This is a genomic window from Natronospira elongata (assembly GCF_034931365.1).
GTDB lineage: Bacteria > Pseudomonadota > Gammaproteobacteria > Natronospirales > Natronospiraceae > Natronospira > Natronospira elongata.
Genome location: NZ_JAYGII010000003.1, coordinates 76,803 through 99,233, shown reverse-complemented (window position 1 = coordinate 99,233; position 22,431 = coordinate 76,803). Strand labels below are relative to the sequence as shown.

The window sequence follows — 22,431 nt, the reverse complement described above, 5'->3', positions numbered from 1 at the left end:
TCATTTTCCGCTTCAATCATCCGGTTTCAGTGCGACAGGTTCTGTCGGACAATACTGATATCATTTGTGGGAAATTGGCAGAGGGAATCAAGTTAATGCCGCAACGACTGGATAACCGACTCGTGATCGGCATCTCCTCCAGGACCCTGTTTGACCTGGAGGACAGCCATAGACGCTTCGAGGAAGAGGGCGTGGAGGCCTATTCGGCCTTCCAGATTCGGCATGAGAATGATGTGCTCAAGCCGGGGGTCGCCTTTCCCCTGGTGCGCAAGCTGTTGCGCCTGAATCAGGGGCGGGACGAGCCCCTGGTGGAAGTGATTCTGCTGTCGAGAAACAGCGCTGATACGGGGCTGCGGGTATTCAACTCCATCGAGCACCACGAGCTGGGGATCACTCGGGCAGCCTTCACCAACGGTGAATCCCCCTGGCGCTATATCGGCCCTTTTGGCGCCGATCTCTTTCTCTCGGCCCACGGCGAGGATGTGGGCGCCGCCCTGCAGGCCGGCTGTGCCGCCGCTACCCTGGTACCGGCAGCGGCCGAGGCCAATGACAGTGATCAGATCCGAATCGCTTTTGATGGTGATGCGGTGCTGTTCTCCGACGAGGCCGAGCGGATTTTTCGTGAAAAGGGTCTGGACGCTTTCCGGGAATCGGAAAAAAGCGCCGCCCGCCGGGCCCTGTCCGGCGGTCCCTTCCGCAATTTCCTCTCCGCTCTGCATCGCATCCAGCAGGCCTTCCCGGCTGAATCCAGCCCCATCCGCACGGCCCTGGTCACCGCCCGGGATGCGCCCGCCCATGAACGGGTGATTCGTACCCTGCGGGAATGGGAAATCCGCATTGACGAGGCCCTGTTCCTCGGCGGCATGGACAAGACCGCCTTTTTGCAGGCCTTTGGTGCCGATATCTTTTTTGATGACCAGCGTGCCCATGTGGAACGGGCCAACGGCAAGGTGGCCACCGGCCATGTCCCCCACGGCATTGCCAATGAAGGAGGTGGGGCCAGCGGGCAGGGCAGCGCCTAGCTTCTAGCCCCTGACCCCTAGCCCCTGGGCTGCAACAGGCAGCGCCTGAGTAGGGCCAGACGCTGTTTCGGCACGCCCAGATAGTGCCCCAAGAGGACCAGGCGGTGGGCGAGAAAGACCCGCCAGAAGCCCGCCTGTTCCCAGTTTCGGGGCGAGCTGGTGGCGGCCAGCGGGAGCATGGCGAGCCGGCCCAGGCGGCGCAGGCGGCCGACGAAGACAAAATCCTCCATGACCGGCTCGTCCGGAAACCCGCCCAGGCGCAGAAAGCTTTCGTTGCGACAGAACAGGCCCTGATCTCCGTAGGGGCGGCGCAAAAGACGGCAGCGAAGGGCCACCAGGGCCTCGGTCAAGCGGTAACGCCAGCGCGGGCTGTCCAGACGAAAGCGAAAGGCGCCGCCGACGACCCGGGGTTCGGCCAAAGCGTTCATGAGGGCATCGTGCCAGCCGGGCCCCAGTTGGGTGTCCGCGTGAAGGAAGAGCAGGGCGGGAAAACGGGCGGCGCGGGCGCCACGGTTCATCTGGCGGGCCCGGCCCGGCTGACTTTCCAGCACGCGGGCACCGGCCTCTGCCGCGAGCGCCCGACTGGCGTCCCGGCTGCCGCCATCGACGACGATGACTTCCTCCGCACCTTCATCCAGCAGTGCCCGTACGCGCCGGCCGATTCGGTCGGCCTCGTTGAGTACGGGCATAACCACCGAGACCCCATCCCGGGGCCGCAGGCGCGGCCAGCGGCGGGCTCGTTGATACCAGTGGCGGAGCTCATGGGGCTCGTCGACATCATCCAGGGCGGGTAGCCGATGCACGGAAAGTCCCGCCGCACTGGCCCGCGCGAGGGTCTGATCAAGAACTGCCGACCCGCCCCAGGGCATATTGCGGAACAGGCTCGCGGGTGGCGGCACCGACAGACCAATGAGGTAATAGCCGCCGTCATGGGCCGGGCCGAGGACCAGCGCCTTGTCCCGAAGCGCCTCCAGCGCCTGCTGTATGAGCGCGGCATCGAGACCGGGGGCGTCGGTGCCGATGATCAGATGGCGCTGAATGCCATCCTGGTGCCCGGCCCGAAAACAGGCCAGCATCCGCTCGCCCAGGTCGCCCTCGGGCTGGGCCTTGGCGGGTAGCAGTTGGCCGAACCAGTCCTGGGCCTCGTCGACCGCCTTGGTCACCGCCAGGCGGGTTTCCAGGCCGGGACGACGGCACCCGGCCAGGGCGGCCTCGGTGATGGCCCGCAAGGCCATCTGGTGATGCAGGGCGGCAGCCCGCTCGGCGCCCACGCCGGGAATCAGCCGGGTCTTGCTGACCCCGGCCTGGGGCAGACGGCAGAATACCGTCAGCCGCTCGCTGGCGGGCGTCTCAGCCGGCACCCGGCAGCTCGCCGGATTCAAGCAGTTGGCGCACCTCGTCTTCCAGCCCGGTCATGCCGTGCTTGCGGCCAATGTCCAGGGCAACCTCGACTGGCTGGTCCTGCAGAATCCCGGCGCGCAGGGCAAACATGGCCCCCACCCGGTTGCCGCTGGCACAGTGGAATAGGGCCGGTTCGTCATTGGTCGCCTTCACGGCTCGATCGAAGGCTTCAACGGCGGGGCGGGTGAGCCCGTTTGCGCCATCGACGGGGATATGGATGTAGAGCATGCCCAGATCGGTGACTACCTCGCTTTGGGCCCAGTCATCGAATTCACCCACGCCCCGGAGGTTGACCACCGTGCGAATGCCGGCCTCCTTTGCCTGATAAAGGTCTCTCTGGTCAGGCTGGCCGCCAATCAGGGTTTTTTCGTCAGGCTGTGTCTTGTCGGGGATGTCGGGCATCATTGATTCGTTCTCCGGGCTGGCAGCCACCTGGCCGCCAGCAGCGAGGAATAGCAAGGTTGCAGTAATGGCAAGGATTCGCATGCTTGTTACTCCCGCCGCACTCGCGGCTGTCTGTAGTATTCGGACTTACTGTATATCAGTATAATCTAATACTCAATCCCCTGTCCCGAGAATGCTCTGTTATCCTCCCAAATGATGACCCACGGATAACAGAAGGAGCCCGGCTTGCCCAGCATACAATTCCATGGTGCCGCCGGTGGCGTGACTGGAGCCTGTTTTCTGGTCGAAGCGGCCGGTCGCCGCGTCTTGCTGGACTGCGGCATGGTTCAGGGCAACGCGGAGGAAGAAGGCCGTAACCGCCAGCCCTTTCCCTTCGATCCGGCCGAACTGGACGCCGTGGTCCTGAGTCATGCCCATCTTGACCATTCCGGACGCCTGCCCCAGTTGATTCGTTACGGTTTTCGGGGCTGGATTCATGTCCATAGTGCCGGCCGGGACATCACCGAGATTCTCCTGGAGGATGCGGCGTGGCTGGCCGAGAAGGAGGCCGAGCAGGCATCCCGTGACAGCAATAATAGGGATGAGCCGCCGGTGGAGCCCCTGTTTACGCGGGAGGACGTGGCCCAGTGCCTGGCGCAGATGAGCCCGCTCGACTACGGCAAGCTTTACGAAATCCTGCCGGATATTCACCTCAAGCTCCACGATGCTGGCCATATTCTGGGGTCGGCGGTAGTTGAATTGCGCAGCCAGGAGGGTGGTGCGGAGAAGCGATTGGTCTTCACCGGGGATCTGGGTCAGCGCGGGGGCGCATTGCTGCCGGACTGGAAGCCCCTGGAGCAGGCCGATCTGGTGTTGATGGAAAGCACTTATGGCGACCGCCTTCATCGTAGTCGGAAAGACACCGAACAGGAGATCAAGGAGATCTTGCAGTCTGCCGCCAAGGGGCGTGGCAATGTCCTCATTCCGGCTTTCGCGGTGGGGCGTACCCAGGAGCTGTTATATCTTCTGGGCAACCATTATCAGGATTGGGGCCTGGAGAAATGGCATGTATTTCTCGACAGCCCACTGGGCATTCGCGCCACTGAAGTGCATGCGCGACACCATCGTTATCTGCGCTCGAAGGCAGCTGACTGGGTCCGCCAGACCCGCTTTCGTTTTCCCAATCTGCGCATTACCGAAACCGCCGAGCAGTCCATGGCAATCAATCGGATCCAGAGCGGGGCGATCATCATCGCCGGCAGCGGCATGTGCACGGGCGGCCGCATTCGTCACCACCTCAAACACCAGCTGAGCCGTTCGGTGACACAGATCATGATCACCGGTTTCCAGGCTCAGGGCACACCGGGTCGTCAGCTGGTGGACGGTGCTGATTCCATCAACATCTGGGGTGAGGACATCCGTGTCGGTGCCCAGATTCATACTGTCGGCGGCATTTCCGCCCATGCCGATCGTGACGAGCTCTGTGCCTGGCTGGAGGGTTTTCGCCTGCCGCCGGCCGTGGCTCTGGTGCATGGCGAGGACGAGCCCCGTCAGGCCCTGGCAGCTACCCTCAAGGAGCGTTTTGCCATTGATGCAGCCATACCGGCATTGGGTGATCGGCTCGAGTATTAGCGAACTTCGGACTGGATGTCCTGAGATTGATCCGAATCAAGAAAGTCTTTGAGTTATCTTCTAAGCTATCGTAAGTATTTCAGGGAAGGGGATTCGGGAACATGCTGGCAATCGTATTGCTGTTGTCCGGTGCCTACGCCGCCGAGGATTTTCCAGCAGAGGCCGGTTATGCCCCAGGGGGGGAGCGGGCCTGTGTCATGTGCCACATGCCGGATGATGAGCATCCCCTGGCTGCCATTCGGCATACACCCCATGGCATGTCGGGGGATCCGCGCAGTCCGGCGGCGGGCTTGCAATGTCAATCCTGCCACGGTCCCAGTGCCGCCCACCTCGAAGTGAAGGACGGGGTAAGGCCGCAGACCGCCGTTCCCTTCGACCAGGATACCCCCGCCAAGACAGCCAACCGCGCCTGCCTCGACTGCCATGACGATTACAGTCAGCGTCACTGGCACGGCAGTGGCCACGAATTCGCCGAGGTCACCTGTGCGGACTGTCACCAGTCTCACACGGCCGTGGATCCCATGATGCGCCCCGGGCCTGCTCGCGAGGCGGTTTGTCTTGAATGCCACAGCAATGTCCGCAGCGAGATTCACCGGCCCTCCACCCATCCCATGCGGGCGGGGCAAATGAGCTGCATGGACTGCCATGCAGCTCACGGCAGTCCCAGCGAAGGGGAGCTGGTGGCGGCCTCTCTGAACGAAACCTGCTACGGCTGCCATGCCGAGTTCCGTGGCCCGGTCCTTTGGGAGCATCCGCCGGTTCGAGAGAGTTGCAGTAACTGCCATGAACCCCATGGTTCGGTACATGACAATCTGCTCAAGACGCGGGCGCCTCAACTCTGTCAGCAGTGCCACTCGGCCGCTTTCCATCCCAGCACGGCGCCGGATGGCAGTGGCGTTCCGCCCCAGGGCGCATCGGCTTCCATGCTGCAGCGCAATTGCATGAACTGTCATACCGATGTTCATGGCTCCAACCATCCCTCGGGTGCGGGGCAGACCCGATGAGTCGGCGACGGTTTGCCGCCAAGGGCCTGGTTCCCTTCTGCCTGTTGGCGGCAGGGGTCGCGATGGCCGAGACCGGTGAGCAGACGGAAGAGGCCGAAACCGGTCAGTGGCATGAACTCCATCTGGACCTGGGCCTCGGTGTTCAGACAGGGCAGGTCGATGGCATGGGGCGCAGTGACAATCTGAGCGGTGAGGGTCTGCGTGGTATTGGTGGTTTTCGCATGGACTGGCGTACCCTGACGGATGCCAAAGAGCCTGCGTCCCTGTTCCTGGCGGCGGAACAGCCCGGGCCGGGTATCACCCGACTGGACCTGGATTACAACCGCCAGGGTGAACATCGCACGCGTTTCAATTTCCGCGAACTGCCGCGCCGGCTGGGGGACGGTCGGACCCCCTTTCTGGGCGCGGGCGGCTATCAACTGGGATTGCCCGAGGACTGGGTCGGTGCGCCGGGAACCGGCGGCATGGAGCGATTGACCGAGTCCCTACGTCCGACAGCCTATGAACAGCTACGGCGCAGCATGCAGCTGGCTCATGAACGTCGCCTGTCCCGGCACTGGCAGCTGCACGGTGAAGTCCGTGAGCATCGCCGTACCGGCACCCGGCCGGTGGCGGCGGTGATTGGCAGTACCGGTGGCAACTCCCGCGCGGCACTGGTGCCCGCCCCGGTTGACTACACCACCCGGGAGGCCGAGCTGGGGCTTCGTTATCAGCGTGATGCCTTTCACCTGGAGGCCAGCTACTTTCTGTCCCTGTTCGACGGCGGCAATAACATGCTGCGTTTCGACAACCCCTTCGCCGGCGTCGGCGGCTGGGCGCCGGGGGTCTCCTATCCGGATGGGCAGGGACACCTGGGCCTGATGCCGGACAATGAGAGTCACCAGTGGCGCGTCGGCCTGGGCTATGTCTTCTCGCCCACCCTGCGACTGTCCAGCGACCTGCAGATCGGGCGCAGTGAGCAGGACGAGGACTTCCTCGGCTACACCATCAACCCCAACCTCGACGTGGATGAGGCCCTGCCGAGAGACAGCCTGGAAGGGCGGATTGACCTGCTTCGTGTCGCCACGCGCCTGAATTGGCGGCCCATGAATCGACTGCGGGTGGATATCCGTCATCGCTACGAAGATCGTGACAATCGCACACCGGTGGATGTGTTCAATTACATCGGCGGTGACGCGGTCAATCAGAACAGTGGTGAGGCCCATTCCCGGGCTCGTCTGAATCTGCCGGTGAGTTTTACCGAGCAGCATCTGGAAACACGCATGGCCTGGCGTCTTGATGGCGGTGGACAGGTGCACGGGGCCTGGCGGCGTGAGCGTATTGACCGTGATTTTTCCGAGGTGGGTCGAACCGAGGAAGATCGCTTCACCCTGGGTCTGCGCCAGCGCCTGGGTGACAACCATGCCTTGTCCATGGAGGCCCAGCGGGCACGGCGCAGCGTGGATGACTACGATGCCACCGCCGTCTACTTTCTCACCCGGACCGAGGTCTATACCGACGGTGTGGCTGAGGCGGTTCGTTTCGACAACCACCCCCTGCTCCGTCGCTACAATCTCGCCGACCGCAATCAGACCCGAGCAAGAATGCGCTGGGACTGGACCCTGAGTGACAGTGTTCACTTTGGCAGTGACGCGGCCTGGTCACGGGATAATTACCGCAACTCCCCACTGGGCCTGGAAAAGGGCAGCAGTCTGGGGCTGGCCTCGGATCTGGTCTGGCAGTTCAGCTCGGCCTGGAGTACCGACACCTTCCTGTCCCTTGACCGCATTCGCGCCCGTCAACGCAGTCGCAGCTTCCGTGGCTTTGCCAAGGAGGTGGAGTCCCAGGATCCGGATCGTGATTGGTGGATGGACAATGAAGATCGCATTGCCACTCTCGGGGGCGGCCTGGAGTGGGAGCCGGACGAGGGTGATTTCAAGTTGCGCTTTGAGTGGGCGGAAAGTGCCAGCCGCAGCGAGTTCGCCATCGCCTCGGGCCCAGCCCTGGATCTTGAGCCAATCCCCTCGGTTCGCAGCCGGGGCCGTACCCTGTCACTCAACGGTCAGCATCGTCTCGGAGACGGCCTCAGCCTGCAGTGGAACTGGTACCACGACCGCTTCCGCAGCAATGACTGGGCCTGGGATGACGTGGAAGTGGATACGATCAACTCCGTCATCGGTTCCGCCCAGGACTTCGGCAATGAAAGCGTTAACTGGTATAGCCTGAGTCTGCGCTGGGACCTGCGGCCGGGCTGAGTGGTAGGACTCTCTATTCAGAGGGTCCTTAGGGGTGAGGAGTCAGGGGCTCCCTGGTCCCCACCCAAACATTTCCTCCGCGTCTATGCGTCTCCGCGCGAGGCCCCGCTTTTCCTCACCCCTGACTCCTTACCCCTCACTCCTCACTGTCTTCCAGCCGTCCCACCAGCATATCCTCAAGCATCGCTTCGGCGGCCTTGGTATGGGGGCGGCCATAACCCTTGGTGTCCCAGCCCTCTGTGCTTTCCTTGCCACACCACTCATACATGACTGAGGGCGGGGTGGGGTGGTCGGGGATGTAGTCGGTGACGTCATAGACCTTGCCGTGGATGGCCTTCCAGCAGCTATCCGGGTTGTCGTGCTTGGCCAGTTCTTCCTTGCTGATCACGGGCAGTTCATCGTCGTTTCCTTCGGCACCGGCATCAGGTGCCATCAGCCCGACGACCAGAAGCGTGCCGATGACGCTCCAGAAAGCAACGAATGCGGTGTAGGCAAGTTTGTTCATAGGAAATCAAACTCCTCTGAATGAAATGAAGTTTTGGGAACACCCAGTTCACGAGCAATATCGCGAGCTATGCGGACCAGCGGAGTCGGCCCGCAGACGAACCACTCACGCTCTGCCGCATCCGGACAATGTTCGACAACAAAGGCACGATTCAGTGCACCGTGTGTCTCGAAGAAATGATCCAGGCAACGAAGATTGCTGGAAGCCTCCGCGGCAGCCTGAAGCTGGTCGTGATAATAGGCCCGCGAGGGGTCATTGGTGCAGTTGATCAGGAAGCTGTCACCCCAGTGGCCGCCCATGCGGATATGTTCGGCGGCGCTGACGAATGGGGTGATACCAATGCCGCCGCCGATCCAGAGTTGAGGGCGTTCGCGGCTGGCGGGTGGGAAAAACAGGCCGTAAGGCCCTTCCACGTCCGCCTCGGTGTCGGTCTGCAGGGACTGCAGGGCGCGGCTGGCGTCGCCCAGGTCCTTGACCGCGATTCTCAGCACTTCCTCCTCTGGCGCCGAGCTGATCGTGAAGGGGTGTTCCTCGCCGCGACCGTTGGCCAGCGTTGAATCATGGGGCGTGAAGTAAATGAACTGGCCGGGTTCAAAAGCCAGGCGGCGACCACGCAGCGGGAGCAGGCTGATTTCCACCACGCGATCAGCCAGGGTTTCCACTCGGCTGACCCGGTAGGGCCGGCGCTGGACTCGTCGGGCAATGGTAGCCCGCCAGGCAAAGACCAGCACCGCCAGGCCGCCCAGTCCGCCCCAAACCGTGAGACTGAGATGGGTCGGCAGGCTGCGGGTCAGTGGCAGGGTGTGGACCAGGCCTGCTACCAGTGCCAGACCGGCGAGAAAGTGGAGCGCCTTCCAGCGCTGGTAGTTGGGCCGGCCAAAGAACTGAAAACTGGGCGCGAGGAAGATCATCATGGCCATCAGGCCCAGCCAGCCGGCCCACATGGCCCAGTCGGCCGCCGGTGGCAGTAGCACTTCCAGCATGGCCGGCTTGCCATAGGGCAGCCGTGACAGGGCCATCAGCGGTGGATGCAGCAGGAGCAGCAGAAAGGCGCCCAGGCCGAGATAATGATGCTGCTGCCACAAGCGGGTCAGGCCACCGAAGGGGCGGTCGAAGCCGGGAATACGCACACTGAGAATGGCGGCGGCCAGCAGGCAGGCGAGGCCGGCCACCCCCGCCAGGCGCCCGAGATAGGCCAGCCATTGGCCGGCATCGGCCGCCCCCGGCCAGGCAAGCAGTCCGGCCAGCAGGGTGGGGATGAGAACAAGCGCCAGGCTCAACCAGTCTCCGGGATAGCGCACTGCCTTGCTCCTTGGGTTTCCTCAAACTCCCAGTCTAGTCACTCCACAGGGCTGGGGATTGATCTTGATCAAGCCGCCTTGCACTCTGCTGCCTGAGACAGACGCCAGCGCATGATTATCTTTTCGGCCTCGACGATGAACAGAATGGGTAGACTGACCGCCAGGATCAGCGCCCAGCTCTGCCAGGGCAGGGCCTGGGTTCCAAACAGCACCTGCATGGGCGGCAGAAAGGTGAAGGCCGCCTGCAACAGAATCACTAGGCCGATGGCCGCTGGCACCCAGGGGTTGCCCAGCAGCCCGCCCTTGCGAAAGATGGATTCATGTAGCTGGCGGCAGTTGTAGAGGTAGAAGATCTCGCAGGCCACCACCGTGTTGACTGCCGCCGTGCGCGCGGCCTCCAGGCCCAGCCCCGTGCTCATGTGCCAGTTGAACACCCACAGGGTGGCGGCCAGGATGAGCCCGGAGACGAAGACTACCCGCCAGACGATCATGGGGGTGAGCACCGGCTCGCCGGGTGGTCGCGGCGGTCGTTCCATGATCCGCGCCTCCGCCGGTTCGAATGCCAGCGCCAGTGCCAGGGTGACCGCAGTGACCATGTTCACCCACAAGACCTGCACCGGCGTCACCGGCAGCACCATGCCCAGCATGACCGCGGCCAGAATCAGCAGGGACTGGCCGCCATTGGTGGGGAGGATAAACAGCAGGGATTTTCGTATGTTGTCGAATATGGCACGGCCGGTGCGAACTGCCGTGGCAATGGTGGCGAAATTGTCGTCTGCCAGCACGATCTCCGATGCCTCGCGGGCGGCGGCCGTGCCCTTCTGTCCCATGGCTACACCCACGTCCGCGCTGCGCAGGGCCGGCGCGTCATTGACCCCATCCCCGGTCATGGCAGTGACCTGCTCCCGGGACCGCAGGCCCCGGACCAGGCGCAGCTTGTCGTCGGGGCTGAAGCGGGCGAAGACATCCGTGTTCATGGCGGCCTCGGCGACCGCGTCGTCATCCAGGGACTGGAAGTCCTTGCCGTTCATGCCGCTTTGGCCATCGCCGATGCCGAGCTGGCGACCGATGGCCAGGGCGGTACCCAGGTGGTCGCCGGTGATCATCTTGACCCGGATCCCGGCCCGGTGACAGTCGGCTACCGCCTGGATGGCCTCGTCCCGGGGTGGGTCCTCCAGGGCGATAAGACCGAGCAGAATCAGCTCTTCATCAATATCCGATTCGTCCAGGGTGGTCATGTCCGAAGCAACCGATTTCATCGCCAGTGCCAGGGTGCGTTGACCCCGCTCGGCAAAGGCGTCCTGTCGAGCTTGCCAGTCCCGGACGTCGAGGGCCTGCCGGCTGCCATCGGCGGCCAGGGCCTGGCCGCAGCGTTCAAGCAAGAGTTCCGGGGCCCCCTTGACCAGGATCAGGCCCTTGCCGTGGTGATCGTGGTTGAGCGTGGCCATGTAGCGGCGCTCGGACTCGAAGGGGATGGCATCGGTACGGGGCCACTCGCGCTTGCAGTGACTGCGATCCAGTTGCGCCTTTTCCGCCAGCACCAGCAGGGCCGCTTCCATGGGGTCGCCGCTGATCCGCGTCCCTTCTTCGGTGCGCTCCAGGCCGGCTTCATTGCACAGACATCCCCCCAGCAGGAGCTTGTCCAGGGCCTGGTCATCCTCCCCGGGGCGCTCCAGCCGACCCTCGGCGGTATAGCCGGAGCCGCTGACCGGATATTCGCCCCCCAGCGTGGCCAGTGCCCGCACGGTCATTTCATTGCGGGTCAGGGTACCGGTCTTGTCGGAGCAGATGACGGTGACCGAGCCCAGGGTTTCCACCGCCGGCAGCCGCCGCACAATGGCCTGGCGGCGGGCCATGATCTGGACTCCCATGGCCAGGGTGATGGTGATGATGGCGGGCAGGCCTTCCGGGATGGCGGCCACCGCCAGGCTGACGGCGGCGAGAAACATTTCGGCGGCGGCCATGTCCCGCCAGAATACACCCAGGATGAAGACCAGCGCCGCGAGTGTCAGGATTACTACCGTCAGTTGATGCCCGAACTGGTCGATTTTTTTCAGCAGCGGTGTGCTGATCGATTCCACATCCTCGGTGGCCTGACGAATCCGGCCCAGTTCGGTGTTTTCACCGGTGGCCACCACCACGGCGCGGACCTGACCGGAGGCTACCAGGGTGCCGGACCAGAGCATGCTGCTGCGATCCGCCAATACCGCGTCGCCTTCCACCGAGTCGCTTCCCTTGTCCACGGGGACTGACTCACCGGTGAGGCTGGATTCATCTGCCCGCAGTCCCCGGGCCTTGAGGATGCGCAGGTCGGCGGGGATTCGGTCACCGCTTTCCAGCAGCACCACATCTCCCGGCACCAGTTCGGCGGCGTCGATCTCACGGCTCTCGCCCTGGCGTATCACCCGTACGCGGGTCACCAGCAGCTTGCGGATACTGTCCATGGCGCGTTCGGCGCGCCCTTCCTGTATGAAGCCGATCAGGGCGTTGATTACCACCACGCTGAAGATGACGGCTGCATCCAGCCAATGGCCCAGCAGCACGGTGATGACACCGGCTGCCAGCAGGACGTATATGAGGACGTTGTTGAACTGGCGCAGGAAACGGCGCAGGGGGCTCGGCCGCTGAGATTCCCGAAGGCGGTTTTCGCCATATTGATCGAGCCGTCGAGCGGCCTCGTCGGGACTCAGGCCTTCGTTGCCTGAGGCCAAGGCCTCGAGTACCTGCTCCTTGGTCTCGGCGTGGGGACGGGCAATGGACTGTTCCTGCATGAACGGCCTTGTCCTTCGTTGGGTTTTATCAGCTTGTGATTATGTCCGATGGAGAAGGCAAGAGAAAGGTGGCCCGGGAATCAATCGATGGTTCCCAGGGAATGATCTACAGTGGCTCAGGCCTGTGCAGCGCAAAGCCCTGGGCACGATGGATGCCGATTTCCCGCAAGGGCGCCAGCAGTTCAGGGCGTTCCACGAACTCGGCCACCGTCTGCATGCCCATGGTCTGGCCGATGCGCTGCATGGCTTCCACCATCGCCCGGTCCTCGGGGTTCTTGTCCAGCTTGCGAATGAAGCTGCCATCGATCTTGAGGCAATCGAATTGCATGTTCCGCAGATAGCCGAATGAGGACAGACCACTGCCAAAGTCATCCAGGTGAATTTCGCAACCAAGCTGGCGGAGCTCCCGGAACAGGGCATTGGCTCTTGCATAATGGGTCATGGCGGCGGTTTCGGTGATTTCGAAGGCGAGCCGCTCGCCCTTGATACCGTAGTGACGACAAGACTGGCGAATGAAGCTGAACAGCTCGGAATCATCCAGGGTAAGACCTGACAGGTTGATGGAGAGCATTTCACCTGTGCAGAGACCATCGGCCAGGTGCCGGAGAACCCGGTCGATTACCCATCGATCCAGATCTGGCATGATTTCGTAACGTTCCGCGGTGAGGATGAAGTCTCGCGGCAGGATCAGTTCACCCTCCTCATTACGCATTCTGAGCAACACTTCTCGCCGGGCTTGACCTTCTTTGTTCAGGGGGATGATTCGTTGCCCGAAGAGCAGGAAGCGGTCTTCCTTTAGTGCATGGCGCAGACGTTCGAACCAGCCGATCTCCTGATGCCGCACTCGCAGCAGCTGATCGTCTGCATCATAAACCCTGACCTGGTTCCGTCCGCTTTCCTTGGCGGCATAGCAGGCCAGGTCCGCCTGCCGCAGCAGCTCCGCGCTGGACTCTTCGCCACCGGAAAAATGGACCAGTCCAATGCTGGCCCCGACATCGAAGTGGCGGTCCCCGACCCGGAATTGAAAATGGCGCAGTGCCTCCATAATCTTGCTTGACAGGTGCAATCCCTTGTCTCGACTGCAGTTCTGCAGCAAGACGCCGAACTCGTCTCCCCCAAGCCGGGCCAGATAATCGCTGCCACGGACGCATTGGCTCATGACACCCGCCACCTGCCGCAGCATGTCGTCCCCGGCCACATGGCCGCAGCTGTCGTTCACAATCTTGAAACGGTCCAGGTCAATGTAGAGCAGGGCATGTTCCGTGCCGGCCTGCTCGGCTCGGGTCAGCGCCCGCAGGCGTCGGTCGAATGCGCGCCGGTTGAGCAGGTTGGTCAGGTGATCATGGCTGGCTTCATAACTGAGCGCTTCCTGCGCCCGAATTCGTTCCAGTTCGGTCTCCACCCTGGCAGCAAAAATGCTCAGGATGTTGCGAATCTCACCGGATTGTTCTTCCGCCATGGGGCGGTCATCAATCACCACCAGGAAACCGAGCACATTGTCGTCAGGATCGCATAGCGGCAGCGCGGTATAGCTTTCTGCGGACAGTGTTTGCAGCAGCGCATCTTCGGGGTAATGCCGTGCCACTTCTCGGCCAATATGAACGGTCTCCCTGCCGGTATTCATTGCCAGGGGGGAGTGACTCAGTTCGTAGGTGATGGTGGACCTGAATTCCCGACCGTCCCAGAAGGCCAGAGACTTGAGCTGGGGGCGGGTGCCCTCGAAGAGCTCGCCGACCAGGGCGTAGCGGGCCCCCAGGGCGGTTGCCAGCTGACGGGCGATCAGGCGAAAGAAATCCTCGCCACTGCCGGAGGCTGTTCCGGTGGCAATGGCCTGGAGTGCGTCCTGGGCCCGTTTTTTCTCAGTGATGTCCCGTAGTACAAGGCTTGTGCGCTCACGGCCCGACGAATCCAGATAACGAGTACAGACCACATCACCGGGGAAGGACTCGCCGTTGCGGCGTCTCAGCGGCAGCTCTCCGCGCCAGAATCCACGCTCTCGACGAGCGTCCAGGGCTTTCAGAAAATTCTCGTCATCCTCGATGAATACGAGGCTCCGGCCGCCAGCGCAGAGCTCCGCTTCGCTGTAACCGAAGAGCGTTTCCGCCGCGGGATTGGCATGGAGGATGCTGCCGCCCGGCTCGGTAATCAGGGCCGCGTCCATGCTGTTTTCGAAGAAGGCCCGGAATCGGGCCTCGCTTTCCTGCACAGCCCGTTCGGCGGCTCGTAGCGGTGCCAGATCCTGAATCGTGGTGACCAGGCAGGGGCCGCTGCCAGCCAGCTCGACGCGAGCATATGTCACCCAGACCGGAAGGAGCCTGCCCTGGGTTGTCCGTACGACCTGCTCGGAGGGGAGGTGCTTGCGATTGATCGCGCCATCAAGATAGGCACGCAACTGGCGTTGGACCGGGCCGGGTGTCTCCTGGGGAAGTAGAAGCTCGATGCCCTGGCCGCTCAGCTCATCGACAGAGTAACCGGTCATTTCCGCCAGTTTGCGATTGCTCCGAAGTATCCGGCCCGAGTAGTCCAGTACCAGCAGGCCGGTCTCGGCCGAGTTCAGGACCGCCTCCAGCAGCGACTCCTTGTTGAGCGACAGGCCCAGTCGGGTGCTGAGCTCGAGTTCGCGGTCGAGCAGCCTTGTCAGGCCCCGGATCAGGGTTTCCGCTTCCGGGCTCCATTCCTCCGGGGTGCTGCTGTGTAGCAGTCGCAGGCGTCCAAGGCCCTGGGCCAGTTGAAAACGGCGCTCAAAGCAATTGCCGCTTGCCTGTTCGGAATCAGTGCCCAGGCAGGCCGTGCCGGGTGGGCGGCCTTCTTCGATCCGCAGGGGCGCGGCACCCGGGCGCTGAAGGCGCAGGCTGAGCCATTGGCAACCCGATTGCTGGCGAATAATCGTGCACAGCAGTTCCACCGCCGCCGTTTCAGCAGCGTCATAGGCTTTGCCGTGCAGATCCACGACCTTGTTCACCGTCCCTGATTCAATGGCGAGTCCTCCTGCTGCCGACCTTGGGGCCGGGCCAGGGATGCCTGGAATCCTTGCTCCTAGAGTGATTCAAATACGGATACCATGGGGGATCAAGGAGGAAAGGAATGAAAGGCGCTTTTTGGGAGGGGTTGCCGTAATTTAGTGGGTAATTGGTTTAGAATCGCCTTTCTCTGATCCTCACTGTCGATAAAATCCGACAGGCGGAGGGCCGCCAGGCCGTCCGCTTTGCGGTAGGATGCAGCCCCATTCCATCAAGCAGGGCAGATCAGGCAGCGGTATGAGCGAATCCCCCCACGAGGTATTGCGGTCGGTATTCGGTTATCAGGCCTTCCGTGGCCATCAGCAATCGGTGATTGAGCAGGTCCTCTCCGGCGGTAACGCCCTGGTGCTCATGCCCACCGGCGGTGGCAAATCCCTCTGCTACCAGATTCCGGCCCTGATTCGACCCGGCACCGCCGTGGTGGTCTCGCCCCTGATCGCACTGATGCGCGATCAGGTGGAAGCCCTCCGTCATAGCGGCGTGAAGGCGGCCTGCCTCAATTCCTCCTTGCCCCCCGACGAGCGCCGGGCGACCGAACAGGCCCTGCAGGCCGGGGAACTGGACCTGCTCTATGTTGCCCCGGAGCGTCTGCTGCAGGGCGCCTTTCTGGCCCGTCTCAGCCAGTTGCGGATCGCTCTTTTTGCCATCGATGAGGCCCATTGTGTATCTCAGTGGGGACACGATTTCCGTCCTGAGTACATGCAACTGGATTGCCTCAAGGAGCGCTTCCCGGGGGTGCCCCGGATTGCCCTGACTGCCACCGCCGATGCCCGAACCCGGCGCGAAATCGAGGCACAGCTCTTTCCCGACGGGGTGGAAACCTGGATCAGCAGCTTTGACCGGCCCAATATTCGCTACGGTGTTGGGTCCAAGCAGAATGCCCGTGACCAACTGCTGGGGTTCATCCGTGAGCGTCACGCCGGCCAGTCCGGCATCGTTTATTGTCTGAGTCGGAAGAAAACCGAAAGTCTGGCCGCCTGGCTGGCCGATCAGGGTGTCAATGCCCTGCCGTATCATGCCGGCATGTTGGCCGAAGAGCGCCAGTACCACCAGCGTCGTTTCATCCAGGAAGAGGACCTGGTGATTGTCGCCACCGTTGCCTTCGGCATGGGTATCGACAAACCGGATGTACGGTTCGTGGCCCATATGGACCTGCCCCGGAGCATCGAGAGCTACTATCAGGAGACCGGCCGGGCCGGTCGGGATGGTCTGCCGGCCGATGCCTGGATGGTCTATGGGCTTCAGGACGTGGTCCAGATTCGCCAGATGCTGGCCCAGTCAACTGCCCCCGAGGCTCAGAAACAGGCTGAACGTCGGCGCCTGGAGGCTTTGCTGGGCTTTTGCGAGTCCACCGACTGTCGCCGCCAGACGCTGTTGGCCTATTTCGGTGAGGACCATGCCGGTCAGTGCGGGAACTGTGACAATTGTCTGCAACCGCCTGATACCCGTGATGTCACCGAGCAGGCTCGCATGCTGCTGTCCTGTGTCTATCGCACCGGGCAGCGCTTCGGCGCCCACTACGTCATTGATGTCTTGCGCGGCAAGGATGATGAGCGGATTCGGCGCAATGGTCATCACCGCCTCAGCACGTTCGGGATCGGCGAAAAACTGTCCCGCCGTCAGTGGTTCACCGTCACCCGCCAGCTATTGGCTCGTGGTTATCTGGAAGCGGACGCGGAGGGGCACGGCAGTCTCTTTCTAAGTGAAGCCTGCCGGCCTTTGTTGCGGGGTGAAGAAAGCCTTCGGGTAAGGGAGGATAAGGCCAGTCAGCGTCGCAGCAGAAGTCGGGCGACGGGGGAGGCCGCACCGGCTGGCTGGGAGGCCCTGCGCCGCTGCCGCCGGGAGCAGGCAGAGGCCGAGGGCGTGCCGCCCTATGTGATCTTTCACGATGCGACGCTCATGGAGATGCTGCGCATGCGTCCCCGTAGCCTGTCGGACATGGCCCGTGTCCCCGGTGTCGGCCAGGCCAAGCTGGAGCGTTACGGGCAGCAGTTTCTCGATGTCATTCGCGGCCTGATGGAGGCCGAGGCGGGCGGTACGGCGAGCCACCATCAGACCTTGACCCTGTTCCGTGAAGGCCACAGTGTGGATGCCATCGCTGCCCGCCGCGAACTTGCCGTGGTCACCATCCAGGATCATCTGGCCCGCTGCGTGGAAGAGGGCAGCCTGGAGTTGCAGGATGTGATTACACTCGAAGCAGCGGAACTGGAGACCATTCGTGATGCCCTCATGCAGGAGGGCGAACCCGCGTCCAGACTAAGGCCCGTGCACGAAGCCTTGGACGAAGTCTATGACTTCAAGACGCTTAAGTTGGTGCGCGCCGCCCTGATCAGGGAAACCTCGGAGCAGGCTGCTGTGGAGACCGTTTCAATCGGGTAGAATGCTGCTTTCGGAAGGGGGGAATCCTATGCAAGCTTGGCATCTTTGGGCTGTCGTGGCTCTGCTCTTGGCGCTGGCCGAACTCATGGGCGGGCAGTTTATTCTGCTGGGCCTGGGCCTGGCCGCCGCTCTGGTCGCTTTGGTCTTGGCCTTTCTGCCTGGCATGGGACTGGCGGGGCAGCTTCTGATCTTCGGTGTTGCCGCCGCGGTGATCGTGCCCGTGATCGTCATGATCTTCCGTCACTATTTTCCCGAAGGTGGCGTGTCGGTCATGAACGAGCCGGGCGGCAAGGCGGGACAACCACGCACCGTGGTGGAACGCGACGGGCGTGTGGGCGTGGAGATCTATGGTGATTTTTATCCGGCGGAGTTTCCCAGTGGTCTGAAGCCGGAGCCCGGCATGGAAGTGGTGGTAACCCGTTTCCGAGGAATTGTCGCCATGGTTCGTGCAGTCAGCGCTGATTGAGTTGTTTTGTCGTTACTGAATCCTTAAAGGGGTAAGCAATGGAAGCAAGTATTATTGTCATTGGCCTTTTGGCCGTTGTCATCGCCATCTTTCTGGCCCAGGGTCTGCGGATCGTCCAGCAGTCCGAGTGCATGGTCATTGAGCGGCTCGGCAGTTTTCATCGGGTCCTGAATCCCGGCATCAATCTGATCATTCCCTTTATTGATCAGCCGCGCCAGGTGACGGTCCAGGCCTATACCCGCAGCGGCCAGCGGATCATGAGCAACACCAACCGTATCGATCAGCGTGAGACGGTGCTGGACTTTCCGGGGCAGCCCATGATCACCAAAGACAACGTGGCCGTGCGGGTTAACGGCGCCATCTATTACCAGGTGGTGGATCCCAAGTCCGTGGTTTATACCGTGGAGAACTTCGTCCTCGCCGTGGAAACCCTGACCCGCACCACCCTGCGTTCCGTGGTGGGTAACCGGGAACTGGATGACCTTCTGGAAAACCGGGACGAGGTCAACCAGCGTCTGCTGGAGATCCTGGACGAGGCTGGTGAGAAGTGGGGGGTCAAGGTGACCCGTGTGGAGATCCAGGATATCGATCTGCCGGTTGAGATCGAAGAGGCCATGCGGGCCCAGATGACCGCCGAGCGTAAGCGCCGCGCCACCGTCACCGAGGCCAATGGTCATCGTGAAGCGGAAATCAAACAGGCCGAGGGTGACAAGGAGGCTGCCGTGCTGCGGGCCGAGGGTGATCGGGAAGCGGCCATCCGCCGGGCGGAAGGTGAGCGCAAGGCGATTGAAACCATTCTCGCCGCCGGCGGCGATCGTGGTCTGGATGCAGAACGGGTGACCGGTTACCTGCTGGGCCTGGAGTATCTGCGTACCCTGCCGGACATCGCCAAAGAGGGCGACCGGGTCTTCCTGCCCACGGAGTTCAGCCAACTCGGCAGCACCATCGGTGCCTTCAGCGATCTGGCCGGCAAGTTGCGTCAGCAGGGCTGAACCGCTCTTCTCTGAGAGTCATAAAACGGCGCCCCAAAAGGGGCGCCGTTTTTTTTGGAACCTCTGGTCGGAGGTTCCTTAGTCGAATTCCGGGAAATTGCCCGGGCTGTTCAGGTTCCAGTCGTAGTCGATGTAGCGGATACGATTGGTCCCATCAAGCTTGTCCGCCACTCGCTCATCGCCGTGCTTGCGAATCCAGTCACGGACCGACCCTTCTTCCCGCTCATAGTCTTGCTCATACCAATCGAAAAGACTGGAAAGCATCAGGGTGTTACCGTCCACATGCAGTTGGCGGTCAGTGTTAAGGGCACGGCGGGTATTTTCCGCATACAGGTCATCGACATTATCCGTCGTGTACATCTGGGCACGGAGCGGGGGACAGCCCACAGAGGCGCAGTTGACCGCGAAGTGGACACGGGCATCCGCCCAGCCTTTGTCCCAGGCTTCTTCACCGAGCAGGATGCCCTTCTCCATCTGGTCCAGACTGTATTTCTTGCCGCCGATATCGAACAGTTCACGCTCAAAGACATTTTTCCGGAAGGGGTTTACCCGGCCGCCATAATCCCAGACCGACTCCACCACTTCGCCGTCCGGGCGCTCTTCCAGAATGTGGGCGATCATGAAGAAGTTGTAGGCGTTCAACCAGAAGGCATTGAAGCTCTCCCGGTCGTCTATCCGTGAAGGGTCAAAGTCTGCAAGCGCCGCCCTTTGCTGCTGGACAAGCGCCATGGTCTCGTCCTTGGCCAGTGCCTGATGATAATCGAAAGCCGTCACCAGGCCGTCATGGTCCAGGTCTTTCTCCGTCAAGTGTCGATCCAGGATCTGCTGGAAGTCATTGAACACCTTTTCCAGGGAGGTCGCACTGGCGGGCGCAGCCACAATGGCCAGTGCCAAAACAATCACGCCGGCCCAGGGGGTGGTTCTTGCTGATTTCATCGTATGCTCCATTTCCAGTCGGCCAGGATTTGCTTAGACGGGGCAGACGCGGGGCTTGTTACAGAGAGCGCTGACGAAGTTTCCATTTCACCAGTCCGGCGATGAGCAACAGAACAGCAAGGATGAACAACGGCAGCAGTTCTCGGCCACCCAGCGCCTCATCGCCCCGGGCTGCGGTGGCAAGGCCATGGATGGCGCTGGCATACACCCACCATTTGACCCCCAGCCCCACCAGGGCTGCGGCGATGAAGCCGGGCAGGGGCAGACGGAGGATGCCGCCGGCATAGTTGACGATGGAATGGGGAAAGCCGGGCAGAGCCCGAAGGGCTGTCTGGGTCAGGAAGTCTCCGCGTTGTTCCAGCAGCCCGATCACCCGTCGGGAGGCAGGGCCGACACGCCAATCCCGGCTGAGCCGGCCGGAGAGAAAATAGGCCCCGACGGCCCCAGCGGTCGCACCGGATACCAGAACGGGGACGGCGATCCAGGGGGGCAGAAAGGGCGCGATTGCCCAGATGACGGTGCTCCCCGGCAGGGCAAAGGTGAACAAGAGGATCTGCACCACAACCAGTAGGGCCAGAGTCAGGGGGTTGCCCGCCAGCCTCTCTCCCCAGGCAAAGACCGTGTCCACCTCCACCGGTTGCCATACAGCGAAGATCAGGCCAACGGCAACAATCAGAATCAGCAGCAGTGGGCCGGCAGTGGTGCGTCGATCCATTGTCAGGTATCCGGGTTGGCCCGGATGACGGCGCCATCGGCCGAGTCGGTCAGGATATAAATCGCGCCTTCCGGGCCGGTTTGCACGGCCCGGATACGGGCGCCGATGTCTTCAAAATGACGGTGGGTCGCAACCACCTCCTCACCCTCCAGTTCCACCCGAATCACCGCCCGGGCCACCAGACCGGCAATCAACAGATTGCCTTGCCAGCGGTGAAAGGCTTCGCCGCGATACTGGCTCATGCCGGCCGGGGCAATGGCCGGTGTCCAGACGTGAATCGGATCCTCCATTTCCGGAAGGGATTTGTGGGGCGTGATGCGGGCGCCTGAATAATCCACCCCGTGGGTCGCCGCGGGCCAGCCGTAGTTCGCCCCGGGCCGGATGATATTGAGCTCGTCACCGCCCCGGGGACCATGCTCGTGTGACCAGATGAGGCCGGTCTCCGGGTCGTGGATGATGCCCTGAATATTGCGATGGCCGTAGCTGTAGATCGCAGGAAGACTATCCTGATCGTCCACGAAGGGATTGTCGGAGGGGATGCTGCCGTCGGCATTGAGGCGGATCAGGCTACCCAGGTGACTGCCCCTGTCCTGGGCGGCTTCGCGGTAGTCGAATCCATCGCCCAGGCCCAGCAGCAGGGTTTCGTCGGGGAGGAAGGTCATCCGTCCACCGTAATGGACGGGGGTATCCTTGCTTGGCTCACTGTCGAAAAGTACGTCCAGATCCGTCAGTGCGTGGTCTTCCAGACGGGCACGCACAACCCGGGTGGTGTTGGCCTTGGGGGTGCCATGGGCCAGGCTCAGATAGATCCAGCCGTTATGCTCATAATCAGGATGGAGCATGACCTCGAACAGCCCACCCTGGCTGGCCACATAGGCTTCGGGTACCTCGGCGATGGGCTCCGGGTGCAGGATCCCGTCCTCGATCAGACGCAGGCGGCCGGCACGCTCGGTCACCAGAATGCGGCCATCAGGCAGAAAGGCGATGGACCAGGGGTGCTCAAGGCCCTCGGCCACCGTTTCCAGATCATAGTCATGGGCCGTGGCCGTGGACAGGGGAAGCAGGCAGATGAAGAGAATTGCTGGCAGAATGCCTTTCATGGTCGCATCATCCGGTTAAGCCAGATTTGGGAACCGCTGTACGGAGGTTCCGTTAACTTATCAGAAAGGAAGGATTGGATGAATCGGCAACGCCTGCTTGTTCCCATTGCCTGGCTGGCCCGCTGGCTGGCGGCCACCGCGGTGACCGCAGCGCTGGGTTCGCTGGTCCAGACCCAGTTCAACATGAATGCCATCGCCGCCCTGGGCGCACCTGTGGACATGTGGACACGGGTGGTGGTCAGCGTCCAGGATCTGACCGGGTTTGCCCCGTTGTGGGGGGTGCTGGTGGGGATCAGCCTGTTGCTGGCCTTTGCCGTGGCCGCTGGCATCAGCCGTCTGAAGCCGGACGTGGCAGGATGGCTGTATCCCATCGGCGGTCTGGCGGCGCTGCTGACCCTGCTGGGCCTTTTGCACGGCCTGCTGCCCATGACTCCCATCGCGGCGACCCGCAGCCTGAGCGGCACCCTGCTGATGGCTCTGCCGGGTTTGGTGGGCGGATGGCTTTTTCTTTATTTGAAACAGCCGTCGGCCGAGCAAGTCCAATCCACAAGCAGCTGACAGGAGAGTGC

17 protein-coding genes are annotated in these 22,431 nt (G+C 62.4%); 8 read left to right on the top strand and 9 right to left on the bottom strand.

Annotation, left to right across the window (positions count from 1 at the left end; genetic code table 11):
• The first annotated feature begins 95 nt into the window (after nt 1-95).
• Nucleotides 96-1,022: a 5'-nucleotidase gene (locus VCB98_RS02535; RefSeq protein ID WP_346050158.1), complete on the top strand. Its 927-nt coding sequence runs from the start codon at nt 96-98 to the stop codon at nt 1,020-1,022.
• A 17-nt stretch (nt 1,023-1,039) separates the two neighbouring features.
• On the opposite strand, the gene VCB98_RS02530 is transcribed toward VCB98_RS02535, so the two are convergent.
• Nucleotides 1,040-2,383: a TIGR04283 family arsenosugar biosynthesis glycosyltransferase gene (locus tag VCB98_RS02530; protein ID WP_346050156.1), complete on the bottom strand. Its 1,344-nt coding sequence runs from the start codon at nt 2,381-2,383 to the stop codon at nt 1,040-1,042.
• Complete coding sequence (locus tag VCB98_RS02525; protein ID WP_346050154.1) at nt 2,373-2,909, bottom strand: protein tyrosine phosphatase family protein; 537 nt, start codon at nt 2,907-2,909, stop codon at nt 2,373-2,375. The genes VCB98_RS02530 and VCB98_RS02525 overlap by 11 nt, the downstream gene beginning before the upstream one ends.
• A gap of 144 nt (nt 2,910-3,053) precedes the next feature.
• Here VCB98_RS02525 and VCB98_RS02520 point away from each other — a divergent pair, with 144 nt between their 5' ends.
• The 3 genes from VCB98_RS02520 (at nt 3,054) to VCB98_RS02510 (ending at nt 7,677) form a co-directional block, all read left to right on the top strand.
• Entirely contained in the window at nt 3,054-4,439 is a 1,386-nt protein-coding gene (locus VCB98_RS02520) for an MBL fold metallo-hydrolase RNA specificity domain-containing protein (protein WP_346050152.1), read from the top strand.
• A gap of 101 nt (nt 4,440-4,540) precedes the next feature.
• Nucleotides 4,541-5,443 (top strand): DmsE family decaheme c-type cytochrome, encoded by a 903-nt coding sequence (locus VCB98_RS02515; protein WP_346050150.1) that lies wholly within the window; start codon nt 4,541-4,543, stop codon nt 5,441-5,443.
• On the top strand, nt 5,440-7,677 hold the full coding sequence (locus VCB98_RS02510) for an MtrB/PioB family decaheme-associated outer membrane protein (protein ID WP_346050148.1): 2,238 nt from the start codon (nt 5,440-5,442) through the stop codon (nt 7,675-7,677). Before VCB98_RS02515 ends, VCB98_RS02510 begins: the two co-directional genes overlap by 4 nt.
• A 136-nt stretch (nt 7,678-7,813) precedes the next feature.
• Here VCB98_RS02510 and VCB98_RS02505 read toward each other — a convergent pair whose 3' ends face one another.
• The 4 genes from VCB98_RS02505 to VCB98_RS02490 all read right to left on the bottom strand — a co-directional run bounded on the left by VCB98_RS02505 (nt 7,814) and on the right by VCB98_RS02490 (nt 15,216).
• A complete protein-coding gene (locus tag VCB98_RS02505) occupies nt 7,814-8,182 on the bottom strand; it encodes a cytochrome b5 domain-containing protein (RefSeq protein ID WP_346050146.1) in 369 nt (122 codons plus the stop codon).
• Entirely contained in the window at nt 8,179-9,483 is a 1,305-nt protein-coding gene (locus tag VCB98_RS02500) for a ferredoxin reductase family protein (protein WP_346050144.1), read from the bottom strand. Before VCB98_RS02500 ends, VCB98_RS02505 begins: the two co-directional genes overlap by 4 nt.
• 68 nt (nt 9,484-9,551) lie before the next feature.
• Nucleotides 9,552-12,254, bottom strand: a complete 2,703-nt coding sequence (locus VCB98_RS02495; protein WP_346050142.1) for a cation-translocating P-type ATPase — start codon at nt 12,252-12,254, stop codon at nt 9,552-9,554.
• A 106-nt stretch (nt 12,255-12,360) separates the two neighbouring features.
• Nucleotides 12,361-15,216 (bottom strand): sensor domain-containing protein, encoded by a 2,856-nt coding sequence (locus VCB98_RS02490; RefSeq protein WP_346050140.1) that lies wholly within the window; start codon nt 15,214-15,216, stop codon nt 12,361-12,363.
• A 295-nt stretch (nt 15,217-15,511) separates the two neighbouring features.
• On the opposite strand from VCB98_RS02490, the gene recQ reads away from it, so the two are divergent.
• From recQ to VCB98_RS02475, 3 genes are read left to right on the top strand one after another with little or no spacing between them, the layout of a single operon-like run.
• Entirely contained in the window at nt 15,512-17,653 is a 2,142-nt protein-coding gene (gene recQ / locus VCB98_RS02485) for a DNA helicase RecQ (protein WP_406672931.1), read from the top strand.
• A gap of 28 nt (nt 17,654-17,681) precedes the next feature.
• On the top strand, nt 17,682-18,119 hold the full coding sequence (locus tag VCB98_RS02480) for a hypothetical protein (RefSeq protein ID WP_346050136.1): 438 nt from the start codon (nt 17,682-17,684) through the stop codon (nt 18,117-18,119).
• 38 nt (nt 18,120-18,157) lie between these two features.
• Nucleotides 18,158-19,111, top strand: coding sequence for an SPFH domain-containing protein (locus VCB98_RS02475; RefSeq protein ID WP_346050134.1), 954 nt, complete (start codon nt 18,158-18,160; stop codon nt 19,109-19,111).
• Between the two features lie 78 nt (nt 19,112-19,189).
• Here VCB98_RS02475 and VCB98_RS02470 read toward each other — a convergent pair whose 3' ends face one another.
• Genes VCB98_RS02470 through VCB98_RS02460 form a run of 3 tightly spaced genes read right to left on the bottom strand, consistent with a single transcriptional unit; the run spans nt 19,190 to nt 21,862 of the window.
• On the bottom strand, nt 19,190-20,047 hold the full coding sequence (locus VCB98_RS02470) for a DUF547 domain-containing protein (protein WP_346050132.1): 858 nt from the start codon (nt 20,045-20,047) through the stop codon (nt 19,190-19,192).
• Nucleotides 20,048-20,105: 58 nt separating this feature from the next.
• Nucleotides 20,106-20,762, bottom strand: a complete 657-nt coding sequence (locus VCB98_RS02465) for a TVP38/TMEM64 family protein (RefSeq protein WP_346050130.1) — start codon at nt 20,760-20,762, stop codon at nt 20,106-20,108.
• Between the two features lie 2 nt (nt 20,763-20,764).
• Nucleotides 20,765-21,862 carry a PQQ-dependent sugar dehydrogenase gene (locus VCB98_RS02460; protein WP_346050128.1) on the bottom strand — a complete coding sequence of 366 codons (1,098 nt, stop codon included), beginning with the start codon at nt 21,860-21,862 and terminating at the stop codon, nt 20,765-20,767.
• A 78-nt stretch (nt 21,863-21,940) separates the two neighbouring features.
• Between VCB98_RS02460 and VCB98_RS02455 the strand changes: the two genes are divergently transcribed.
• On the top strand, nt 21,941-22,420 hold the full coding sequence (locus VCB98_RS02455; protein WP_346050126.1) for a hypothetical protein: 480 nt from the start codon (nt 21,941-21,943) through the stop codon (nt 22,418-22,420).
• The last annotated feature ends 11 nt before the right edge of the window (nt 22,421-22,431 follow it).